Origin of the sequence: Burkholderia sp. AU28863, assembly GCF_002223195.1 — a bacterium.
GTDB lineage: Bacteria > Pseudomonadota > Gammaproteobacteria > Burkholderiales > Burkholderiaceae > Burkholderia > Burkholderia sola.
The window spans coordinates 516,943-537,611 of the sequence record NZ_NKFE01000003.1 but is presented as its reverse complement, the minus strand read 5'-3'; the positions used below and the strand labels follow the sequence as shown (position 1 = coordinate 537,611).

The 20,669-nt window shown below is 65.2% G+C and carries 19 protein-coding genes and 1 other RNA gene; 4 read left to right on the top strand and 16 right to left on the bottom strand.

Going from position 1 to position 20,669, the window contains the following annotated elements; all coding sequences use genetic code 11:
• Nucleotides 1–7: 7 nt before the first annotated feature.
• The 14 genes from rfaD to gyrA all read right to left on the bottom strand — a co-directional run bounded on the left by rfaD (nt 8) and on the right by gyrA (nt 16,227).
• The gene (rfaD, locus tag CFB81_RS04870; RefSeq protein ID WP_089434711.1) at nt 8–1,000 is read right to left on the bottom strand and encodes an ADP-glyceromanno-heptose 6-epimerase; all 993 of its coding nucleotides are present in this window, start codon (nt 998–1,000) and stop codon (nt 8–10) included.
• A 63-nt stretch (nt 1,001–1,063) separates the two neighbouring features.
• Complete coding sequence (gene rfaE1, locus CFB81_RS04865; protein WP_084044486.1) at nt 1,064–2,014, bottom strand: D-glycero-beta-D-manno-heptose-7-phosphate kinase; 951 nt, start codon at nt 2,012–2,014, stop codon at nt 1,064–1,066.
• A 7-nt stretch (nt 2,015–2,021) separates the two neighbouring features.
• Nucleotides 2,022–3,422: a UDP-glucose/GDP-mannose dehydrogenase family protein gene (locus tag CFB81_RS04860; protein ID WP_069621075.1), complete on the bottom strand. Its 1,401-nt coding sequence runs from the start codon at nt 3,420–3,422 to the stop codon at nt 2,022–2,024.
• A 90-nt stretch (nt 3,423–3,512) separates the two neighbouring features.
• Complete coding sequence (lapB, locus tag CFB81_RS04855; RefSeq protein ID WP_089434710.1) at nt 3,513–4,685, bottom strand: lipopolysaccharide assembly protein LapB; 1,173 nt, start codon at nt 4,683–4,685, stop codon at nt 3,513–3,515.
• A 55-nt stretch (nt 4,686–4,740) separates the two neighbouring features.
• Nucleotides 4,741–5,034 (bottom strand): lipopolysaccharide assembly protein LapA domain-containing protein, encoded by a 294-nt coding sequence (locus CFB81_RS04850; protein ID WP_012328123.1) that lies wholly within the window; start codon nt 5,032–5,034, stop codon nt 4,741–4,743.
• A 221-nt stretch (nt 5,035–5,255) separates the two neighbouring features.
• Complete coding sequence (locus CFB81_RS04845; RefSeq protein WP_089434709.1) at nt 5,256–5,579, bottom strand: integration host factor subunit beta; 324 nt, start codon at nt 5,577–5,579, stop codon at nt 5,256–5,258.
• Between the two features lie 22 nt (nt 5,580–5,601).
• On the bottom strand, nt 5,602–7,314 hold the full coding sequence (gene rpsA, locus CFB81_RS04840; RefSeq protein WP_011544885.1) for a 30S ribosomal protein S1: 1,713 nt from the start codon (nt 7,312–7,314) through the stop codon (nt 5,602–5,604).
• A gap of 142 nt (nt 7,315–7,456) precedes the next feature.
• Nucleotides 7,457–8,143, bottom strand: coding sequence for a (d)CMP kinase (cmk, locus tag CFB81_RS04835; protein WP_059574065.1), 687 nt, complete (start codon nt 8,141–8,143; stop codon nt 7,457–7,459).
• Between the two features lie 13 nt (nt 8,144–8,156).
• The gene (aroA, locus tag CFB81_RS04830) at nt 8,157–9,461 is read right to left on the bottom strand and encodes a 3-phosphoshikimate 1-carboxyvinyltransferase (protein ID WP_089434708.1); all 1,305 of its coding nucleotides are present in this window, start codon (nt 9,459–9,461) and stop codon (nt 8,157–8,159) included.
• Nucleotides 9,462–9,474: 13 nt separating this feature from the next.
• Entirely contained in the window at nt 9,475–10,401 is a 927-nt protein-coding gene (locus CFB81_RS04825) for a prephenate dehydrogenase/arogenate dehydrogenase family protein (protein WP_089434707.1), read from the bottom strand.
• Nucleotides 10,402–10,586: 185 nt separating this feature from the next.
• Nucleotides 10,587–11,669, bottom strand: coding sequence for a prephenate dehydratase (gene pheA / locus CFB81_RS04820; RefSeq protein ID WP_089434706.1), 1,083 nt, complete (start codon nt 11,667–11,669; stop codon nt 10,587–10,589).
• A 33-nt stretch (nt 11,670–11,702) separates the two neighbouring features.
• Nucleotides 11,703–12,785, bottom strand: coding sequence for a 3-phosphoserine/phosphohydroxythreonine transaminase (gene serC / locus CFB81_RS04815; protein ID WP_069621080.1), 1,083 nt, complete (start codon nt 12,783–12,785; stop codon nt 11,703–11,705).
• Between the two features lie 155 nt (nt 12,786–12,940).
• Nucleotides 12,941–13,540, bottom strand: coding sequence for a DUF2059 domain-containing protein (locus CFB81_RS04810; protein ID WP_006486966.1), 600 nt, complete (start codon nt 13,538–13,540; stop codon nt 12,941–12,943).
• An 83-nt stretch (nt 13,541–13,623) separates the two neighbouring features.
• Nucleotides 13,624–16,227 (bottom strand): DNA gyrase subunit A, encoded by a 2,604-nt coding sequence (gyrA, locus tag CFB81_RS04805; RefSeq protein WP_050011545.1) that lies wholly within the window; start codon nt 16,225–16,227, stop codon nt 13,624–13,626.
• 554 nt (nt 16,228–16,781) lie between these two features.
• On the opposite strand from gyrA, the gene ompA reads away from it, so the two are divergent.
• The 4 genes from ompA (at nt 16,782) to ssrA (ending at nt 19,407) form a co-directional block, all read left to right on the top strand.
• Nucleotides 16,782–17,450, top strand: coding sequence for an outer membrane protein OmpA (ompA, locus tag CFB81_RS04800; protein ID WP_050011546.1), 669 nt, complete (start codon nt 16,782–16,784; stop codon nt 17,448–17,450).
• Between the two features lie 144 nt (nt 17,451–17,594).
• Nucleotides 17,595–18,293 (top strand): bifunctional 2-polyprenyl-6-hydroxyphenol methylase/3-demethylubiquinol 3-O-methyltransferase UbiG, encoded by a 699-nt coding sequence (gene ubiG / locus CFB81_RS04795; protein WP_069621081.1) that lies wholly within the window; start codon nt 17,595–17,597, stop codon nt 18,291–18,293.
• Between the two features lie 13 nt (nt 18,294–18,306).
• Nucleotides 18,307–19,020 (top strand): phosphoglycolate phosphatase, encoded by a 714-nt coding sequence (gene gph / locus CFB81_RS04790; RefSeq protein ID WP_069621082.1) that lies wholly within the window; start codon nt 18,307–18,309, stop codon nt 19,018–19,020.
• A 17-nt stretch (nt 19,021–19,037) separates the two neighbouring features.
• Nucleotides 19,038–19,407, top strand: a transfer-messenger RNA (tmRNA) gene (ssrA, locus tag CFB81_RS04785).
• Between the two features lie 282 nt (nt 19,408–19,689).
• Here ssrA and CFB81_RS04780 read toward each other — a convergent pair.
• Both CFB81_RS04780 and CFB81_RS04775 read right to left on the bottom strand, forming a co-directional pair.
• Entirely contained in the window at nt 19,690–20,043 is a 354-nt protein-coding gene (locus tag CFB81_RS04780; RefSeq protein ID WP_069621083.1) for a DUF4148 domain-containing protein, read from the bottom strand.
• Nucleotides 20,044–20,398: 355 nt separating this feature from the next.
• The gene (locus CFB81_RS04775; protein ID WP_089434705.1) at nt 20,399–20,668 is read right to left on the bottom strand and encodes a hypothetical protein; all 270 of its coding nucleotides are present in this window, start codon (nt 20,666–20,668) and stop codon (nt 20,399–20,401) included.
• Nucleotide 20,669 lies beyond the last annotated feature (1 nt).

The window sequence follows — 20,669 nt, the reverse complement described above, 5'->3', positions numbered from 1 at the left end:
CGTCGGTTTAAACCTGGCCGGATAGCCAACGCACGTAGCGGTCGACGCCTTCCTGCACGGTCAGGAACGGTGCGTCGTAGCCGGCCGCGCGCAGTTTCGTCTGATCGGCCTGCGTGAAGCACTGGTACTTGCCGCGCAGCGCATCGGGGAACGGCACGTATTCGATCAACCCCTGCTCGACCTGCTGCGCGAGCGTCAGCGGCAGCTGGTTGTCGAGCGCGCGCAGCGTGTTCACGACCGTCGACGCGATATCGTTGAACGGCTGCGCGCGGCCCGTGCCGAGGTTGAAGATGCCCGACTTCTCCGGATGATCGAAGAAGAACAGGTTCACGTTGGTCACGTCCTCGACCGACACGAAATCGCGCGTCTGCTCGCCCGGCGCATAGCCGTTGTACTCGCCGAACAGCTTCACCTTGCCTTCCGCGCGGAACTGGTTGAAGTTGTGGAACGCGACCGACGCCATGCGGCCCTTGTGCGTCTCGCGCGGGCCGTACACGTTGAAATAGCGGAAGCCCGCGATCTGGCTCTTCGCGCTCGGCAGCACGCGACGGATCACCTGGTCGAACAGGAACTTCGAATAGCCGTACACGTTCAGCGGCGCCTCGACGTCGCGCTCCTCGACGAAGCGCGTCGAGCCGCCGTAGATCGCGGCCGACGAGGCATACAGGAACTGCGTGCCCTGCACGAGGCAGGTATCGAGCACCGCGCGGCTGTAGCGGAAGTTGTTGTCCATCATGTAGCGACCGTCGGTTTCCATCGTGTCCGAACAGGCGCCTTCATGAAATACCGCACGTACCTTGCCGAAATCGCCGCGCGCGAAGCGTTCGACGAATTCGGTCTTGTCGAGATAGTCGTCGATCTCGCAATCGACGAGATTGCGGAACTTGTCCGCGCGCGTCAGATTGTCGACCGCGATGATGCGCGTCTCGCCGCGCGCGTTGAGCGCCTTGACGATGTTCGCGCCGATAAAACCGGCTGCGCCGGTGACGATGAGGGTCATGATCGTCCTGCCTGAAAAGTGCGAGCCATTCGTGCGGCGCGCTCGTCGCGCCGCCGAATGCGCTCAGTGAAACAGTTCGTCGTAGTCCACCGTGGCCGTGCCGAGCTTGCCGACCACGATGCCTGCCGCGCGATTCGCGAGCACCACGGCGTCGACGAGCGGCACACCGGCGCCGAGCATCGTCGCGACCGTCGCGATCACGGTGTCGCCCGCGCCCGACACGTCGAACACTTCGCGTGCGAGCGCCGGCGCATGCAGTTCGCCGCCCGCGGAAAAGAGCGTCATGCCCTCTTCCGAACGCGTGAGCAGCAGCGCGTCGATGCCGAGATCCGCACGCAGGGTCGCGACGCGTGCGCGCAGGTCGTCTTCCGATTTCCACTGCCCGACCACCTCGCGCAGTTCCGCGCGATTCGGCGTGATCAGCGACGCGCCGCGATAGCGTGCCCAGTCGTCGCCCTTCGGGTCGACCAGCACCGCCTTGCCGGCCGCACGCGCCTTCTCGATCATCGTCGTGACGTGCGTGAGGCCGCCTTTGGCGTAATCCGACATCAGCACGACGTCGTGCTGCGGCAGCAGCGCATCGAAGCGCGCGAGCCCCGCGAGCAGCACCTCGTGCGTCGGCATCGCCTCGAAGTCGACGCGCAGCAGTTGCTGCTGGCGCGCGAGCACGCGCAGCTTGATCGTGGTCGGCAACGCCGGATCGCGCTCGAGATGCGGCGTCACGCCGCTGCTGCCGAGCAGCTCGACGATCCGCTCGCCGGGTTCGTCGCAACCGACGACGCACAGCAGCCCGGCCTGGCCGCCAAGCGTCACCGCATTGCGCGCCACGTTGGCCGCGCCGCCGAGCCGCTCCTCCTGACGCTGCACGTGCACGACCGGCACCGGCGCTTCAGGCGAAATGCGATCGACGTTGCCGAACCAGTAGCGGTCGAGCATCACGTCGCCGACGACGAGCACGCGCGAACGCGCGAGTTGCTCGCGCGGCACCGGAACGACTTCGCAAAGAGTATTCATCGTACGTTCAGCCACGGGAAAACGACTGGGGATCGACGTACGGCCGGCCGATCGCGTAGTAGTCGATGCCGAGTTCGGCCATCGCGTCCGGTTCGTACAGGTTGCGCCCGTCGAAGATCACCGGCGCTTTCAGCTCGGCCTTCAGGCGCGTGAAATCGGGGCTGCGGAATTCCTTCCACTCGGTCACGATCACGAGCGCATCCGCGCCCGTGACCGCGACGTCCTGCGTGTCGACGAGATGCAATCGCGCCAGCACGTCCGCATCGTCGCCGAAATCCAGCGCGAACACGCGCCGCGCTTCGTCGACGGCGACCGGATCGTAGGCACGCACGGTCGCGCCGCGCTCGAGCAGCGCGGCGATCAGGCGGCGGCTCGGCGCCTCGCGCATGTCGTCGGTGTTCGGCTTGAACGCCAGGCCCCAGACCGCGAATTCGCGGCCCGTCAGGTCGGCGCCGAAGCGCTGCTCGATCTTGCCGATCAGCACGTCCTTCTGCGCATGGTTGGCAGCCTCCACGGCTTCCAGGATGCGCAGCGGCTGGCCGTTCTCGCCCGCGGTGCGGATCAGCGCCTGCACGTCCTTCGGAAAGCACGAGCCGCCGTAGCCGACGCCGGCGTACAGGAAGTGATAGCCGATGCGCGGATCGGAGCCGATCCCGCGGCGCACGGCCTCGATGTCGGCGCCGACCTTGTCGGCGAGATTCGACATCTCGTTCATGAACGAGATGCGCGTCGCGAGCATCGCGTTCGCCGCATACTTCGCGAATTCGGCCGACCGCACGTCCATGTAGATCGTGCGTTCGTGATTGCGGTTGAACGGCGCGTAGAGTTTCTTCATCTTCTCGCGCGCGATCGTGCCGGTTTCGTCGTCGTCGACGCCGATGATGATCCGGTCCGGGCGCATGAAGTCCTCGACCGCGGCGCCTTCCTTCAGGAATTCCGGGTTCGACACGACCGAAAAGCGATGCGCGACGCTGCCCGCGAGCCCGCGTGCGGCCAGCGCCTCGTCGACCACGCCGCGCACGCGCCGCGCGGTGCCGACCGGCACCGTCGACTTGTCGACGATCACCTTGAAGCCCGTCATGTGGCGGCCGATGTTGCGCGCGGCCTCGAGCACGTATTGCAGGTCGGCCGAGCCGTCCTCGTCGGGCGGCGTGCCGACCGCGATGAACTGGATCTCGCCGTGCGCGACGCTCGCCTCGATGTCCGTCGAGAAGCGCAAGCGTCCCGCCGTGCGATTGCGCGCGATGATGTCCAGCAGCCCCGGTTCGTGAATCGGCATCCCGCCGTTGTTCAGGATGTCGATCTTGCGCGGATCGACGTCGAGACAGAAGACGTCGTGACCGATCTCCGCGAGGCAGGCGCCCGTGACGAGGCCCACGTAGCCGGTGCCGATGATGGTGATTTTCATAGATGTTCCGGTACTTCCCGGTAATTGACTAACTTGGCCGCCGGGCCAGGCCCGGCGGCAACCGCAGCGCGTTCGCTCCGCGTGCCGGGATCAGCCCGGCATCGCAGGTTCGACGCGGCGCGGCGCATAGGTTTCCCAGCCGCTGCATCCGGGGCACTGCCAGTAGAAGAGCCGTGCCCGGAAACCGCAATTCTGGCACGTATACCGTGGCAGATTTTTCGTGCGCTGCTTGATCAGCGCACGCATCATTTCAAGTTCCTTACGACGCGGTTCGTCGGCCGCCGCGATCTGCGCATCGAGCAGGTGCAGCATCCCCGACAGGTTCGGCGACTTTTCCATCTGCGTGCGCGCGAGCGTGTGCGCGGCATCCTGGCCGCGCAACCCGGCGATATGCTGATAGGCGATATCGAGCAGGTCGTTCGACGGATAGCGATCGACGTACCCCATCAGCAGCTCGGCGCCTTCGATGTTCTTGCCGAGCGCGACGTACGCCTTCATCAGCTTGTCGGCGACGAGCGGCAGATACGCCGGGTTCTGCGCTTCGACGCGCTTCCAGTGCTCGATCGCGGCCGCGTGGTCGCCCGCCGCTTGCGCCGCGTCGCCGGACAGGATCGTCGCGCGGACGTTCTGCGGATTCACGGTCAGCGCAAGGCGCAACTGTTCGGCCGCGGCGGCGGCATGCTTGCGCTGCAGCGCGTCCTGCGCGAGTTCGCAGTGAAACTGCGCAATTTCGATGCCGAGCGGCTTGTCGCTCATCGACTCGATGCGTTTCGCCGTATCGATCGACTTGTTCCAGTCCTTCTCGATCTCGTAGATCGTCAGCAGCGCCCGCTGTGCGCCGAGCGCGTAGTCGCCGTCCGCGAGCTGGTGGAACGCCTCTTCGGCGCGATCCAGCAGGCCGGCTTTCAGAAAATCCTGGCCCAGTTCGTACAGCGCGTGATCGCGCTCGTTGACCGGCAGGTCGGTGCGGCTCAGCAGGTTCTGGTGCACGCGGATCGCGCGGTCGGTCTCGCCGCGGCGGCGAAACAGGTTGCCGAGCGCGAAGTGGAGCTCGACCGTCTCGGGATCGAGCTTGGCCACCTCGATGAACGCATCGATCGCCTTGTCGGGTTGTTCGTTCAACAGAAAATTCAGGCCGCGAAAATACGAACGCGGCAGGTTGGCGCTCTCCGACAGGAGATTCTTCAGGTCATAGCGTGACGCCGCCCAACCGAGCGCGAACGCGACCGGAATCGCGAGCAACCACCAGAAATCCAGATCCATGCGAAATATCGAAGCAGAGACGAAAACCGCGCGATGATCGCGCGGCGTCCGGGGGTTAAATGACGGGCGGCATCGGCGGCTGGTCGATGACGGCAGGCGTTTCGCGCGCCGCACGCAGATCGCGCTTCAAACGTCCGTTCTCGAGACGCAGACGGAAGATCGAAGGCAGCGCGGACAGCAGGCCGGCCAGCAGCCCCACGGCGAAGAATGCCAGGCCGATCAGGATCAGCGGCGCTTGCCATGCGTAGCCGGCAACGAAATTCAGCGTCGCGGTTTGTGTATTGGCCAGCGCAAGCACCAGCAGCAGGACGAACACCAATACCCGGATCAGCCAGACGATAAACTTCATGAAGCCCTCTCTTTGTTGAGGTTTGCCGCGGCGCGCGACTCCCCTTCGCCGCACCGAATCGACCCGTATTGTAAAGGAAGCGTTTCCGCGGCTGCGCAGATCCTGTGCGCGGCGTGGCAGGTCGGTTGCCGGACATGCAGCCGGAAATGAAAAAAGCGCCCGCAAGGGGCGCTTTTCTTTTCAGCCTTCGCCGGACGGGTTCCGGGCACACCGAACGACACTCAACGCTCGTCGTCCGAATCGTCAGCCTTCAGCGGTTCACCGGCGCGGCCGTCGACGCGTTCACGCAATTCCTTGCCAGGTTTGAAGTGCGGCACGAACTTCTCGGGCACCTGCACTTTCTCCCCCGACTTCGGGTTGCGTCCGACGCGCGCCGGGCGACGATTGAGGCCGAAGCTGCCGAAACCCCGAATTTCAATGCGATGCCCTTTCGCCAGAGCGTCGGACATCGCATCGAGCATCGTTTTCACCGCGAAATCCGCATCCTTGAGGACAAGTTGCGGAAATCGCGATGCCAGCTGCGCGACCAACTCGGATTTGGTCATACTTCAGCAGACCTCGTAAGGCTTACTGGTTCTGGCCGTCGAGCTTCGCCTTCAGCAGCGCGCCGAGGTTGGTCGTACCGGTCGCAGCAGCGCTGGAATCCGACTGCAGGCCGCGGATCGCTTCCTGTTGTTCAGCCGAATCCTTCGCCTTGATCGACAGGTTGATGCCGCGCGACTTGCGATCGATGTTGATCACCATCGCGTTGACCTTGTCGCCTTCCTTCAGCACGTTGCGTGCATCTTCGACGCGATCCTGCGAGATTTCCGACGCACGCAGGTAGCCTTCGATGTCGCCCGTCAGCGTGACGACCGCACCCTTCGCATCGACCGTCTTCACGACGCCGTCGACGATCGAGCCCTTGTCGTTCATTGCAACGTAGTTGCTGAACGGGTCGCCTTCGAGCTGCTTGATGCCGAGCGAAATGCGCTCCTTCTCGACGTCGATACCGAGCACGATTGCTTCGACTTCGTCGCCCTTCTTGTACTTGCGAACGGCTTCTTCGCCGGCTTCGCTCCACGACAGGTCCGACAGGTGGACCAGGCCGTCGATGCCGCCCGGCAGACCGATGAACACGCCGAAGTCGGTGATCGACTTGATTGCGCCCGTGATCTTGTCGCCCTTCTTGAAGTTGCGGCTGAAGTCATCCCACGGATTCGGCTTGCACTGCTTCATGCCGAGGCTGATACGACGACGGTCTTCGTCGATCTCGAGGACCATGACTTCGACTTCGTCGCCCAGCTGGACAACCTTCGACGGCGCGACGTTCTTGTTGGTCCAGTCCATTTCCGACACGTGGACGAGGCCTTCGATGCCCGATTCCACTTCGACGAATGCGCCGTAGTCGGTGATGTTCGTGACCTTGCCGAACAGGCGCGTGCCCGACGGGTAACGGCGCGAGATGCCTTCCCACGGATCGTCGCCCAGTTGCTTGATGCCCAGCGAGACGCGGTTCTTCTCTTGGTCGAACTTGAGGATCTTCGCGGTGACTTCCTGGCCAACCGACAGGACTTCGCTCGGGTGACGCACACGACGCCATGCGATGTCGGTGATGTGCAGCAGGCCGTCGATGCCGCCGAGGTCGACGAACGCGCCGTAGTCGGTGATGTTCTTGACCACGCCGTTGACGATCGCGCCTTCCTTCAGCGTCTCGAGCAGCTTCGCGCGCTCTTCGCCTTGCGTGGCCTCGATCACTGCACGACGCGACAGCACGACGTTGTTACGCTTGCGATCGAGCTTGATCACGCGGAACTCGAGCGTCTTGCCTTCGTACGGGGTCGTGTCCTTGACCGGACGCGTGTCGACCAGCGAACCCGGCAGGAACGCGCGGATGCCGTTGACCATCACGGTCATGCCGCCCTTCACCTTGCCGGTGATCGTGCCGGTGACGAGTTCGTTGTTGTCGAGGGCCTTTTCCAGCGACAGCCACGATGCAAGGCGCTTCGCCTTGTCGCGCGACAGGATCGTGTCGCCGTAGCCGTTTTCGAGTGCGTCGATCGCGACGGACACGAAATCGCCCGACTGCACCTCAACCTCGCCCTGATCGTTCAGGAATTCCTCGATCGGAATGTAAGCCTCGGACTTCAGGCCTGCATTGACGACCACGAAGTTGTGGTCGACGCGCACGACTTCGGCGGAAATCACTTCGCCGGCGCGCATGTCTTGGCGGGTCAGCGACTCTTCGAACAGAGCCGCAAAGGATTCGGTATTCGGGGTGGAGGTTTGCAGGTCGGACATAAAAATCTGATTGTGCATGGCTCGCTGTGCCACGCCGGCCGGAATGGCAGGCTGAAAGGGCCAGATCGAGGACCACACGGGGTTAAGGGTTCGAAACACGCTCCGCGCTTGCGATGCGGAGCACCTACCGCTGCCCGCCTTGTCAGGCGGGCTGGCCGAGCGCCCGGTACCACTGCAGCACCTGGTCGACGGCTTCATCGACCGAAAGCGCCGACGTATCGAGCAGCTTGGCATCTGCCGCAGGCTTCAGCGGCGCGGCTGCGCGATTGCTGTCGCGCGCGTCACGTTCACGAAGATCCCGGAGCAAGTCATCTATATTAGCAGAAAAACCTTTTTGCATCAATTGCTTATGCCGCCTGGTCGCGCGCGCCTCGGCGCTGGCCGTCAGGAACACCTTCAGCACGGCGTCCGGGAAGATCACGGTGCCCATGTCGCGCCCGTCCGCCACGAGGCCCGGCGTCTTGCGGAACGCGCGCTGGCGCGCGACGAGCGCGGTGCGCACGGGGCCGTGCACGGCAATCGCCGACGCGCGGTTGCCGACCGCTTCGGCACGAATGTCGTTCGACACGTCGACGCCGTCGAGCTGCGCGCACCCTTCACGGAACGTGATGTGCAGGTCGTCGATCAGCTTAACCAGCGCGTCGACGTCTTCCGCGGCGATTCCGTAGCGCACGCTCGCGAGCGCGGCGAGCCGGTACAGCGCGCCGCTGTCGAGCAGGTGGAAGCCGAGGTGCGCGGCGACGAGCGCCGCGACGGTGCCCTTGCCGGAAGCGGTCGGGCCGTCGATCGTGATGACGGGAGTCGGGTGAAAGGGGCGGGTCGATTTCATCGGAACAGTCGGGTCAGGCTTTGGCGAGCGCGGCGAAGCGGTCGAAATAGTCGGGGAACGTCTTGCCGACGCACTTCGGATCGTTGATCCGCACGGGCACGCCGCCCAGGCTGACGAGCGAGAAGCACATCGCCATCCGGTGATCGTCGTACGTATCGATCGCCGCATTCGGCGTGAGCTTTTCCGGCGGCGTGACGACGAGATAGTCGGGGCCTTCCTCGACGATCGCACCGACCTTGCGCAGCTCGGTCGCCATCGCGGCGATGCGGTCCGTTTCCTTCACGCGCCAGCTCGCGATGTTGCGCAGCGTGCTCGTGCCGCTCGCGAACAGTGCCGCGACCGCGATGGTCATCGCCGCGTCGGGAATCAGGTTGAAGTCCATGTCGATCGGCTCGAGCTTGCCGTGATCGTGGCCGATGCCGCGCACGTCGATCCAGTCGTCGCCCATCGTCACGTTCGCGCCCATCTGCATCAGCGCGTTCGCGAAACCGACGTCGCCCTGGATGCTCGCCCGCCCCACGCCCTCGACCCGCAGCGGGCCGCCGCCCAGCGCGCCGGCCGCGAGGAAGTACGACGCGGACGACGCATCGCCCTCGACCATGATCCGTCCCGGCGACTTGTAGCGAACACCGGCCGGCACGACGAAGCGCTGCCAACCTTCGCGCTCGACGGTCACGCCGAAGCGCGCCATCAACCGGATCGTGATGTCGATGTACGGCTTCGAGATCAGCTCGCCGTCGACTTCGACGACGATCCTGCCGTCCTTCGCCTTCACGAGCGGCAGCGTCATCAGCAGCGCGGTGAGGAACTGGCTCGACACGTCGCCGCGCACGCGGATGGGCGCATCGACCGCAATCGTCGCGGGCTTGATCCGCAGCGGCGGGTAGCCTTCGTTCAGCTCGTAGTCGATCTGCGCGCCGATCTGGCGCAAGCCGTCGACGAGATCGCCGATCGGCCGTTCGTGCATGCGCGGCACGCCGTGCACGCGATAGTCGCCGCCGTTCACCGCGAGCGCGGCGGTCAGCGGCCGGACGGCCGTGCCCGCGTTGCCGAGGAACAGGTCGGCCGTCTTCGCGGTGAACGCGCCGCGCGTGCCGGTGACCACGCAGGTGTCGCCGTCGCGCGCGAGCTTCACGCCGAGCTTGCCGAGTGCGTCGAGCATCACGCGCGTGTCGTCGGAGGCGAGCAGGTTGGTGATCGTCGTTTCGCCTTCGGCGAGCGCCGCGAGCAGCAGCACGCGGTTCGAAATGCTCTTCGAGCCGGGCAGGCGCACGGTGCCCGAAGCGCTGGAGTACGGGCCGAGATCGAGGTAGTCCATGGGAATCGTCCTGTTATTTCTTGACCGGTTCGGCAGCGGGCGCGCCGCCGCGCTCCTGCCATGCCTTGCGTGCGGCGCGCGAGCGCGTGAATACGGCTTCGAGCGCCGCGCCGTCGCCGGCGTCGATCGCCGCGCGCAGCCGCGTGAGCACGCGCGTGTAGCCGTCGAGTTCGTCGAGCAGCGCCGCGCGGTTCGCGACGCACACGTCGCGCCACATTTCCGGGTTCGACGCCGCGATGCGCGTGAAATCGCGGAAACCGCCGGCCGCGTACGAGAATTTCAGTTCCGCGTCGGCCTCGCCGAGAATCTGCTCGACGAGCGCGAACGACAGCACGTGCGGCAGATGGCTGATCGACGCGAACACGCGATCGTGCTGTTCGGTGCTCATCGTGCGCACGTCGGCGCCGGTCGCGCGCCACATCGCGTCGATCCGGGCCACGGCTTCGGGCGCGTTCTCCGGCAGCGGGCACAGCACGACGTTGCGGCCGACGTAGAGGTCCGGCAACGCCGCCTCGACGCCGCTCGATTCGCGCCCCGCGATCGGGTGACCGGGCACGAACTGCGCGATCCGCGCGCCGAGCGCGTCGCGCGCGGCCGCGACGACGTCGGACTTGGTGCTGCCGGCATCGGTGACGATCGTCGCGCCGTCGAGCCACGGCGCGATACGCGCGAGCAACGGGCCCGTCTGCGCGACGGGCGCGGCCAGCAGGACGAGATCGGCGCCGGCAAGCGCGTCGCGCAATTGCGCGTCGTCGTCGAGTGCCGCCGCGCGGTCGATCACGCCGAGCGAGCGCGCGCGCTCGACCGACGCGCGCGAACGGCCGACGCCGACGATCTCGCCCGCGCCGCCCGGCGCGCGCTCGCGCAGCGCGCGGGCCAGCGATCCGCCGATCAGGCCGACGCCGAAGATGACCAGTTTGTTGAATGCAAAGCCTGACACGACAAGAGCCAAGTTACGCGCGCGAAACGACGCCCCGCACGCGGAATTCCAGATTCCGGGCAACGGGCCCGCACCCGGCGCAACCTGCGCCGGATACCGCCCGAACCCGCCTTCGGCAGCGCCGACCGGCCTGCCCTGCCCGCCCGGCCGCCCCGCCTGCGCAAGCAGGCGACGGCCGCCGCGCGTCAGCGCGCGCGCGGATACGAACCGAGTATCTTCAGGAACGCGGCCTTCTGACCGAGTTCCGCGAGCGCGGCCGCCACCGCCGCATCGTCACGGTGCCCTTCGATGTCGATATAGAAGTAGTACTCCCACGTGCCGACGCGCGCCGGACGCGACTCGAAGCGCGTCATCGACACGCCGTGCCGCGCGAGCGGCTCGAGCAGCTTGAACACGGCGCCCGGCTCGTTCTTCACGGACACGATCAGCGACGTCTGGTCGTGCCCGCTCTGCCCGGCCGGCTGCTTGCCGACGATCACGAAGCGCGTGCGATTGTGCGGATCGTCCTGGATCAGCGAGAACGCGATCTGCAATCCATAGTGCGCGGCCGCGCGGTCGCCCGCGATCGCGGCGACGCTCGGATCGGCCGCCGCGAGGCGCGCGGCCTCCGCGTTGCTCGCCACGGCCTGCCGCTCGAGCTGCGGCGCATTCGCCGCGAGCCACTGCTGGCATTGCGCGAGCGCCTGCGCGTGCGCGCAGACGCGCGTCACGCCGTCGAGCGTGCCGCTCTGCGTGAGCAGGTTGTGATGGATCGGCAGCGCGAGTTCGCCGCTGATCACCAGCTGGGTCTGCAGCAGCAGGTCGAGCGTGCGCGACACGGCGCCTTCGGTCGAATTCTCGACCGGCGCGATGCCGAACGCGGACGCACCGGCCTCGACCGAGCGGAACACCTCGTCGATCGACGGGCACGGCAGTCCTTCGATCGACTGGCCGAAATACTCGAGCATCGCCTGCTCGCTATACGTGCCGACCGGCCCGAGGAACGCGACGTGGATCGTCTGCTCGAGCGCACGGCTCGCCGCCATGATCTCGCGCCAGATGGCGCTGATGTGCTCGCTCGCGAGCGGCCCGGCGCTCATGTCCTGCAGCCGCGCGATCACCTGCAGCTCGCGCTCGGGCCGGAACACCGGCGCGTTGAAATGCTTCTTGACCTCGCCCACCTCGAGCGCCACCGCGGCGCGCTGGTTCAGGAGCGCGATCAGCTGCGCGTCGATCGCGTCGATGCGGTCGCGCAGCGGTTTCAGGCGGGAATTCAGTTCGTCGTCCATGCGTTTTGCCGTGCTGTTTGAACAGCGCCGCCGTCAGGCGCCGCGCTGCTCGAAGTCCTTCATGTACTCGACGAGCGCCTTCACGCCCTCGAGCGGCACCGCGTTGTAGATCGACGCCCGCATGCCGCCGACGGACTTGTGGCCCTTCAGCTGCAGCAGCCCGCGCGCCTTTGCGCCGGCAAGGAAGTCTTCGTTGCGCGTTTCGTCGGCCAGGAAAAACGGCACGTTCATCCGCGAACGCGCTGCCGGCTCGACCTTGTTCAGATAGAAGCTGCTCGCGTCGATCGTGTCGTAGAGCAGCTTCGATTTTTCGATATTGCGTGCCTCGATCGCTTCGAGGCCACCCTGCCGCTTCAGCCACTGGAACACGAGGCCCGCGATGTAGATCGCGTAGGTGGGCGGCGTGTTGTACAGCGAGTTGTTCGCGGCGATGGTCTTCCATTCGAACGCGGACGGGCAGATCGACAGCGCGCGATCGAGCAGATCCTCGCGCACGATCACGACCGTCACGCCGGCCATCCCGATGTTCTTCTGCGCGCCGCCGAACAGCACGCCGTATTTCGCGACGTCCATCGGGCGTGACAGGATGTGCGACGAGACATCCGCGACCAGCGGCACGTCGCCGAGATCGGGGATCTCGAACGTCTCGACACCGTCGATCGTCTCGTTGGTGCACAGATGCACGTAGGCCGGATCGTCCGACAGCTGCCATTCCGCGCGCGCGGGCGCACGCGTGAAGCCGTCTTCCGTCTTGCCGCTCGCGGCCAGATGCGGCGTGCAGAACTTCTTCGCCTCGCCGAACGATTTCTGCGACCACGAACCGGTCACGACGAAGTCGGCCGTCGTGCGCGCGCCCAGCAGGTTCATCGGCACGATCGCGTTTTCCGCAATGCCGCCGCCCTGCAGAAACAGGATCCGGTGGCTCGCCGGCACGCCGAGCAGGTCGCGCAGGTCGGTCAGCGCGGCCTCGTGGATCGACATGAACTCCTTGCCGCGATGGCTCATCTCCATCACGCTCATGCCGCTGCCGTGCCAGTCGAGCATTTCGTCGGCGGCTTGCCGCAGCACTTCCTCGGGCATCGCCGCAGGGCCGGCGGAGAAATTAAAGACGCGCATCGTGAAAACCTCGGGAGGGACGCGACCGGCTTGCCGCCGGCAAAACGCGCCAGAAAAGAAATGGCCGCTTGCGCTCGCGCGCAAACGGCCATTATCGCACTGTCGTCAGGCTCCCGCCAAACCCGGCCGAACGGCCGGGGGCGCGGCCGGACAGCTTACTTGCCCGGCTTGACTGCTGCGACTTCCTTGTCAGCCTGCGTACGCGTTGCCTGGATCGCTTGCGGCATGTACTTCTGCATCAGGCCGTTGACCACGTCGCGACCGACCTGATCCTGAACCTGGATGAACTTGCGGCCCGTCGGGCTCTTGTAGAACGTCGTCAGATCCTTGATCTCCGACGTGCTGTAGTACTTCGCGTACGCGTCGTACTGAGCCGACATCGCGTCGCTCTGGAACTGTTGCGTGCCGAACACCTTGCCCGCGCCGTCGACCAGCTTCGGCACCGCGTTCTTCTGCAGCGTCGGAACGGCAGCCTGCTTCTGCTTGTCGTTCAGCGTCTTGTTTTCCGACAGCGCGTCCGACAGGATGGCCGGCACGAGCTGCTTCGCCTGCATTTCGGCGCTGTTGCCGATTGCCGACACGAGCTTCGGCGCGTCGATCGCGTCGAGCAGATCCTTGATCGCCGCCTTCTTGTCGGCGTCGATCGGCGCAGCTGCCGCCGGAGCAGCCGGTGCGGAATTCGACAGCGCCTGCGCCATCGCGAAAGTCGGCACCAGTGCAGCCAGCAGAACCAGTTGCTTGAATTGCTTTTGCATCATCACTCCCTTTTGGAAATATGAATGGTTGCTCGCCGGCCGCGGCGCTTTTCGCCCGCGGCGGCCAGAGTCTCATCCGTTCTTCAGGCTTCGCCGTCCGACGCCTCGTCGGCTTCGCCCTCTCCCTCTTCGGCCTCGGCGATCTGCTGGAGGCCAGAGAGCTTCGTACCCTCATCGAGACTGATGAGTGTAACACCTTGCGTGGCGCGCCCCATCTCGCGAATCTCGGACACGCGGGTGCGAATCAACACGCCGGCCGTCGTGATCAGCATGATCTGATCCTCGGCGTCGACGAGCGTGGCAGCCACGACCTTGCCGTTGCGCTCGGACGTCTGGATCGCGATCATACCCTTCGTGCCGCGGCCATGGCGCGTGTACTCGGTGATCGGCGTGCGCTTGCCGTAGCCGTTTTCGGTCGCGGTGAGCACGGTCTGCTCCTCGCTGCCCGCGACCAGCATCGCGATGACCTGCTGCCCGTCCTCGAGCTGCATGCCGCGCACGCCGCGCGCCTCGCGCCCCATCGGACGCACGTCGTTCTCGTCGAAACGCACGGCCTTGCCGGAGTCCGAGAACAGCATCACGTCGTGCGCGCCGTCGGTGATCGACGCACCGATCAGGTAGTCGCCGTCGTCGAGGCCGACCGCGATGATGCCCTTCTTCATCGGGCGGCTGAACGCTTCGAGCGGCGTCTTCTTCACGGTGCCGAGCGACGTCGCCATGAAGATGAACTTGTCGGCCGAGAATTCCTTGACCGGCAGCACGACGTTGATCTTCTCGCCTTCCTGCAGCGGGAACATGTTGACGATCGGCCGGCCACGCGAGTTGCGCGAACCCTGCGGCACTTCATAGACCTTGACCCAGTACACACGGCCGCGATTCGAGAAGCACAGGATGTAGTCGTGCGTGTTCGCGATGAAGAGCGTCTCGATCCAGTCGTCTTCCTTCATCTGCGTCGCCTGCTTGCCGCGACCGCCGCGCTTCTGCGCGCGGTACTCGGACAACGGCTGCGACTTCACGTAGCCCGCGTGCGACATCGTGACGACCATGTCCTGCGGCGTGATCAGATCCTCGGTGTTCAGCTCGGTCGCGTTCAGCTCGATCTTCGAGCGGCGCGCGTCGCCGAATTCGGCCTTCACCGAGGTCAGCTCCTCGCCGATCATCGTCGTGATCCGCTCGGGGCGTGCGAGGATGTCCAGCAGGTCGGCGATCTGGGCCATCACGTCGCGGTACTCGCCGATGATCTTGTCCTGCTCGAGGCCGGTCAGGCGCTGCAGACGCATCTGCAGGATTTCCTGCGCCTGCGTGTCGGACAGGCGGTACAGCCCGTCGGTCTGCATCCCGAACGCCGGGTTCAGGCCTTCCGGACGGTACGCGGAACGGCCGCCGGCCGCGGCGTTCTCGCTCTCGGCGCGCGTCAGCATCTCGCGCACGAGCGACGAATCCCACGGCTTCGCCATCAGTTCCTGCTTCGCGATCGGCGGCGTCGGCGCGGCCTTGATGATCGCGATGAACTCGTCGATGTTCGCGAGCGCGACCGCGAGACCTTCGAGCACGTGGCCGCGTTCGCGGGCCTTGCGCAGTTCGTAGATCGTGCGGCGCGTCAGCACTTCGCGTCGGTGTGACAGGAAGCACTGCAGGATTTCCTTCAGGTTCAGCAGCTTCGGCTGGCCGTCGACGAGCGCGACCATGTTCATGCCGAACGTATCCTGCAGCTGCGTCGCCTTGTACAGGTTGTTCAGCACCACTTCCGGCACTTCGCCGCGCTTGAGCTCGATCACGACGCGCATGCCGCTCTTGTCGGATTCGTCGCGGATGTCGGAAATGCCTTCGAGCTTCTTCTCGTTGACGAGCTCGGCGATCCGCTCGAGCAGCGAGCGCTTGTTCACCTGGTACGGCAGCTCGTCGACGATGATCGCCATCCGCTGGCCGCGGTCGATCTCCTCGAAGTGCGTGGCCGCACGCATCACGACGCGGCCGCGCCCGGTGCGGTAGCCGTCGCGCACGCCGGCGACGCCGTAGATGATGCCGGCCGTCGGGAAGTCCGGCGCCGGGATGATCTCGATCAGCTCGTCGATCGTCGCTTCCGGGTTGCCGAGCAGATGCTGGCACGCGTCGACGACTTCGTTCAGGTTGTGCGGCGGGATGTTGGTCGCCATGCCGACCGCGATGCCCGACGAGCCATTGATCAGCAGGTTCGGAATGCGCGACGGCAGGACCGACGGCTGCATTTCGTTGCCGTCGTAGTTCGGCTCGAAATCGACCGTTTCCTTGTCGATGTCGGCGAGCAGCTCGTGACCGATCTTCGCCATGCGAATTTCGGTGTAACGCATCGCCGCGGCATTGTCGCCGTCGATCGAGCCGAAGTTGCCCTGCCCGTCGATCAGCATGTAGCGCAGCGAGAAATCCTGCGCCATCCGCACAATCGTGTCGTAGACCGCGGTATCGCCGTGAGGGTGGTATTTACCGATCACGTCACCGACGATACGCGCCGACTTCTTGTACGCGCGGTTCCAGTCGTTGTTCAGTTCGTGCATCGCGAACAACACGCGCCGGTGCACGGGCTTGAGGCCATCGCGGACATCCGGGAGGGCACGTCCGACGATCACGCTCATCGCGTAATCGAGATACGAACGGCGCATTTCCTCCTCTAGGGAGGTGGGCAGGGTCTCTTTGGCGAATTGATCCATGTATCCGTATCGTTTCGGAGCGAAGACGGCGAACGCCTTTCGCGTGGGCGCTGCATGCGCAACGCAACGCGAGATTCTAACATGCGCCCATCGGCCGCCAATCCGCCTCCCCCTCTATATGTAAACAGCAAAAATCGCGGCCGCGGCGAATCGGCCGAAATCATCGGTCGAAACCGGCCCGGCGAAAGGGTGCGCGACGCGACGTCGCAGGCGATCGCATCCGCCGCGTTTCCTGCGCGCGAGTAAACAACTGCATGCAATCGCGCAATTTCGCCGCCCCACTCTTGACAATCTCTAAAAGTTACGGCAGGGCGGTGTTGCGCATGCACCACAAAGTTGAAGCGATCTTGGGGTGGGGAGGATTTTTTTTCGTAGGAAGGGAACGATATGGCAAAATGCCAACGCACTGAAAGTTAGACGCTGCTCGAAGTCTACACAGAGCGGTGCCGCGTTTTTTGTGCCGCACCAATGTTATACTTCGAGCAATGTATGACTTGTCACCGTCAACAGGCTCGCAGTAAACCTGCGGTAATCTCAATTTCGAGAGGAGAAATATGAATAAACTTTCAAAGCTCGCGTTCATTGCAGCTACCGCAGTTATGGCTGCATCCGCTTCGGCACAGTCGGTGCCGGCGTCGCGTCAAGCCGTCAATGACAACTGGGTGAACGGCACGGGCGAATGGGTGTGGATGAACGGCACGAACGAGCTCTGCTGGCGCGATGCATTCTGGACGCCGGCCACCGCCAACGCGAAGTGCGATGGCGCACTGGTCGCCCAGGCACCGCAGCCGCCGGTCGCTCCGGTCGCTCCGGCCATCACGAGCCAGAAGATCACGTATCAAGCTGACGCGCTGTTCGACTTCGACAAGGCAACGCTCAAGCCGCTGGGCAAGCAAAAGCTGGACGAACTGTCGTCGAAGATCCAGGGCATGAACACGGAAGTGGTCGTCGCAACGGGCTACACGGACCGCATCGGTTCGGACAAGTACAACGACCGTCTGTCGCTGCGCCGTGCGCAAGCCGTGAAGTCGTACCTGGTCAGCAAGGGTGTGCCGGCCAACAAGATCTACACGGAAGGCAAGGGCAAGCGCAACCCGGTTACGACCGGCTGCAACCAGAAGAACCGCAAGCAACTCATCGCCTGCCTCGCACCGGACCGCCGCGTGGAAGTCGAAGTGGTCGGTACGCAAGAAGTCCAGAAGACGACCGTTCCGGCAAACTAAGCCGCGGTTTTCGACTGCTTCAAAGCCCCGCTCCGGCGGGGCTTTTTCATTGACGCCCGTCCAGGCGCTTGCTGGCCTCGCCGTCCGCCCGCTTATATACTCGGGGCTGACGCACTGCCCTCCTCTCGTAGCCCGTTTGCCGACATGACCAACGCCGATCCGCACGAACTCCAGAAATTCAGCGACCTCGCCCATCGGTGGTGGGACCCGAATGCCGAATTCAAACCGCTGCACGACCTGAACCCGGTACGGCTCGGCTGGATCGACGCGCATGCGCACCTGGCCGGCAAGCGCGTGCTCGACATCGGCTGCGGCGGCGGCATCCTGTCCGAGTCGATGGCCGGACTCGGTGCGCAGGTGAAAGGCATCGACCTGTCGACCGAAGCGCTCGGCGTGGCCGACCTGCACAGTCTCGAAAGCGGCATTTCGGTCGATTACGAGGCGATCGCCGCCGAAGCGATCGCCGCGCGCGAACCGGGCAGCTACGACGTCGTCACGTGCATGGAGATGCTCGAGCACGTGCCGTCGCCCGGCGATATCGTGGCCGCGTGCGCGACCCTCGTGAAGCCGGGCGGCTGGGTGTTCTTCTCGACGCTGAACCGCAACCTGAAGTCCTACCTGTTCGCGGTGATCGGCGCGGAATACATCGCACAAATGCTGCCGAAGGGCACGCACGATTACGCGCGCTTCATCCGCCCGTCGGAACTGGCCGGCTTCGTCCGCGCGACGGATCTGCACATCGTCGAGATCAAGGGCATCACGTATCACCCGCTCGGCAAGCGCTTCGCGCTGTCGAACGATACCGACATCAACTACCTCGTCGCATGCCGACGCGGCGCATGACCTGTTGACCGGCATGACGACTCCCCTTTCGACCGCGCGGATCGCAGACGAACCGCGCCTGCTGCACTGCGATGCGGTCCTGTTCGATCTGGACGGCACGCTCGCCGACACGGCGCCCGATCTCGCGGCAGCCGTCAACAAGATGCAGCGCGAGCGCGGCCTGCCCGAAACGTCGCTCGACGTGCTGCGGCCGCTGGCCTCGGCGGGCGCGCGCGGCCTGCTCGGCGGCGCGTTCGGCATCGACCCGCACACGCCCGGCTACGAAGCGATGCGCGACGAGTTCCTGGCCAACTACGCAGCCGACCTCTGCGTGCATACGACGCTGTTTCCCGGCATCGGCGACGTGCTCGACGAACTCGATGCGCGCGGCGTACGCTGGGGCATCGTCACGAACAAGGCGATGCGGCTCACGGCACCGCTCGTCGAGCTGCTGGGCCTCGCGCCGCGCGCGGCCTGCGTCGTCGGGGGCGACACAACGCCGCACCCGAAGCCGCATCCGGCCCCGTTGCTGCATGCGGCCGACCAGTTGACGCTCGAGCCCGCACGTATCGTCTACGTCGGCGACGACCTACGGGACATTCAGGCCGGCAGCGCCGCCGGCATGGCCACCGTCGCAGCTGCGTACGGCTATTGCGGCGACGGCGTCGCGCCGGCCAACTGGCAGGCGCAGCACCTCGTCGACACGACGCAGGAACTGCGGGACCTGCTGCGCGATGTTGGGCTATAATGGTTGATCTTATCCGCGGGGGCGACCTGGTTTCGACAGGGGTTGTGAAGCGGCTAGGGCATGTCGAGGACCCGTCACCTCGTTAATCAATGGGAAAATCGTAACTGCAAACGACGATACGTTCGCACTGGCAGCCTAAGGGCCGCCGTCCTCTGCCTAGTTCACTGACGGGCTAGTGTCGCAAGACCGGTAGCAATACCGCCAGAGGTCATTTACGTCAGTTAAGCCCTGTCGGCGTCGCGACGCCAGGGTCGAAAATCTAGCGAATCGCCGTAGTGCAGCGTGTTCGTCCGCGTCGCTGCGGTTAAATCAAAAGACTGGACTAAACATGTAGAACTAGTCGTGGAGCGCTTCTGGACGCGGGTTCGATTCCCGCCGCCTCCACCAAATTCCGCGCTCGTCGCACGAACCCCGCATGACGCAAGTCTGCGGGGTTTTTTGTTGCCGGCGAAACGCGCACGCCCCACTCCTTCCGAAAAAGCGCCCAGCCACGGGCGGGCCGGGCGGAATGCCGCCGGTGTTCGGCGGCCGGAGGTGACGGATGTTCTGCCGCGCCCGCGCCATCATCGATTGCGCCGGGCGGCGGCCAGCCCGGTGGTCAGGCTTCGGGCAGCGCGCGATGCATCGCCGCGCCGGGGCCCGCGCCGCCGATACCGGGCGATGTGCAGCTTAGCTGCCGCGGTACAGCGACTTCATTTCTTCCGCGCTGGCCGGGCGCACGCCCATTGCGCGCGAACCCGACGCCGATGCGCCCTGTGCCTGCGCACCGTAGCCGCTGGCGTCGGCGCCGCGAGCTTGAGCGAGCGCACTGCGCTGCTGCTCCGCGACACGCGCCGTGGCTGCCTGGATCGCTTCCGGATAATGCGGATCCTCGCCGCGGGCGGTGTTGTAACCGGCCTGCTGGAGTTGAACCAGTTCGGCACGGACCTGCGCACGGGTGATCGTCGAACCCGACTGGGCGAACGACGCGACCGGAGCAACGAGAGCGGCAGCAACGACAACGGCTTGAACGAGCGACTTCATGATGACCTACCTCCAGGTTTGTCTGATTCGGCGGTGAACACCTTGATCAGCGCCGACAAACCGAAGTTTATGTAGGTGGATGCTTAAGAATAAGGCAGGTTTCAGGAAGACATCCTTCCTGATTTACGGGTTAACCCTGAATCGCTGTCGGCACGGCCACGTGGGCGGACGGCCGCTTCGCCCGTCCCGCGTTACATGAACGCTCGCCGAAAAGCACGAGCCCCGCGAAGCGACGGGCTTCGCGGGGCTCGAATCACGCGGGATCGGAGCGCAGCGTACGCAGCGTCCGCCAGTTGACCAGGCCGCGGCGTAGAAGAGACGCCCCGCTCTCTGGCGCCGATACGCTGCCCGCCCGTTACCGGGTATCCATCGGGCACTTCAGGTTGCAGCCGTTCGGATCGCCCAAGTCACCCTTGCGCCGCAATGCCGACTTCTTGCCGATCTGGTATTTCTCCGACGGCGCCGACGCCGCGAACGGCATCTGCGGATGTTCGTTCAAGCGGAACTGTTCGCTCAGGATGCCGCCGGGCACACCCGGGGAATTCTGCGCGAACGCAAACGGCGAAGCGACGACCAGCAGCCCTGCGGTCAACGCTGCCGCGGCAAGGGGAACGGAAAATTTCATG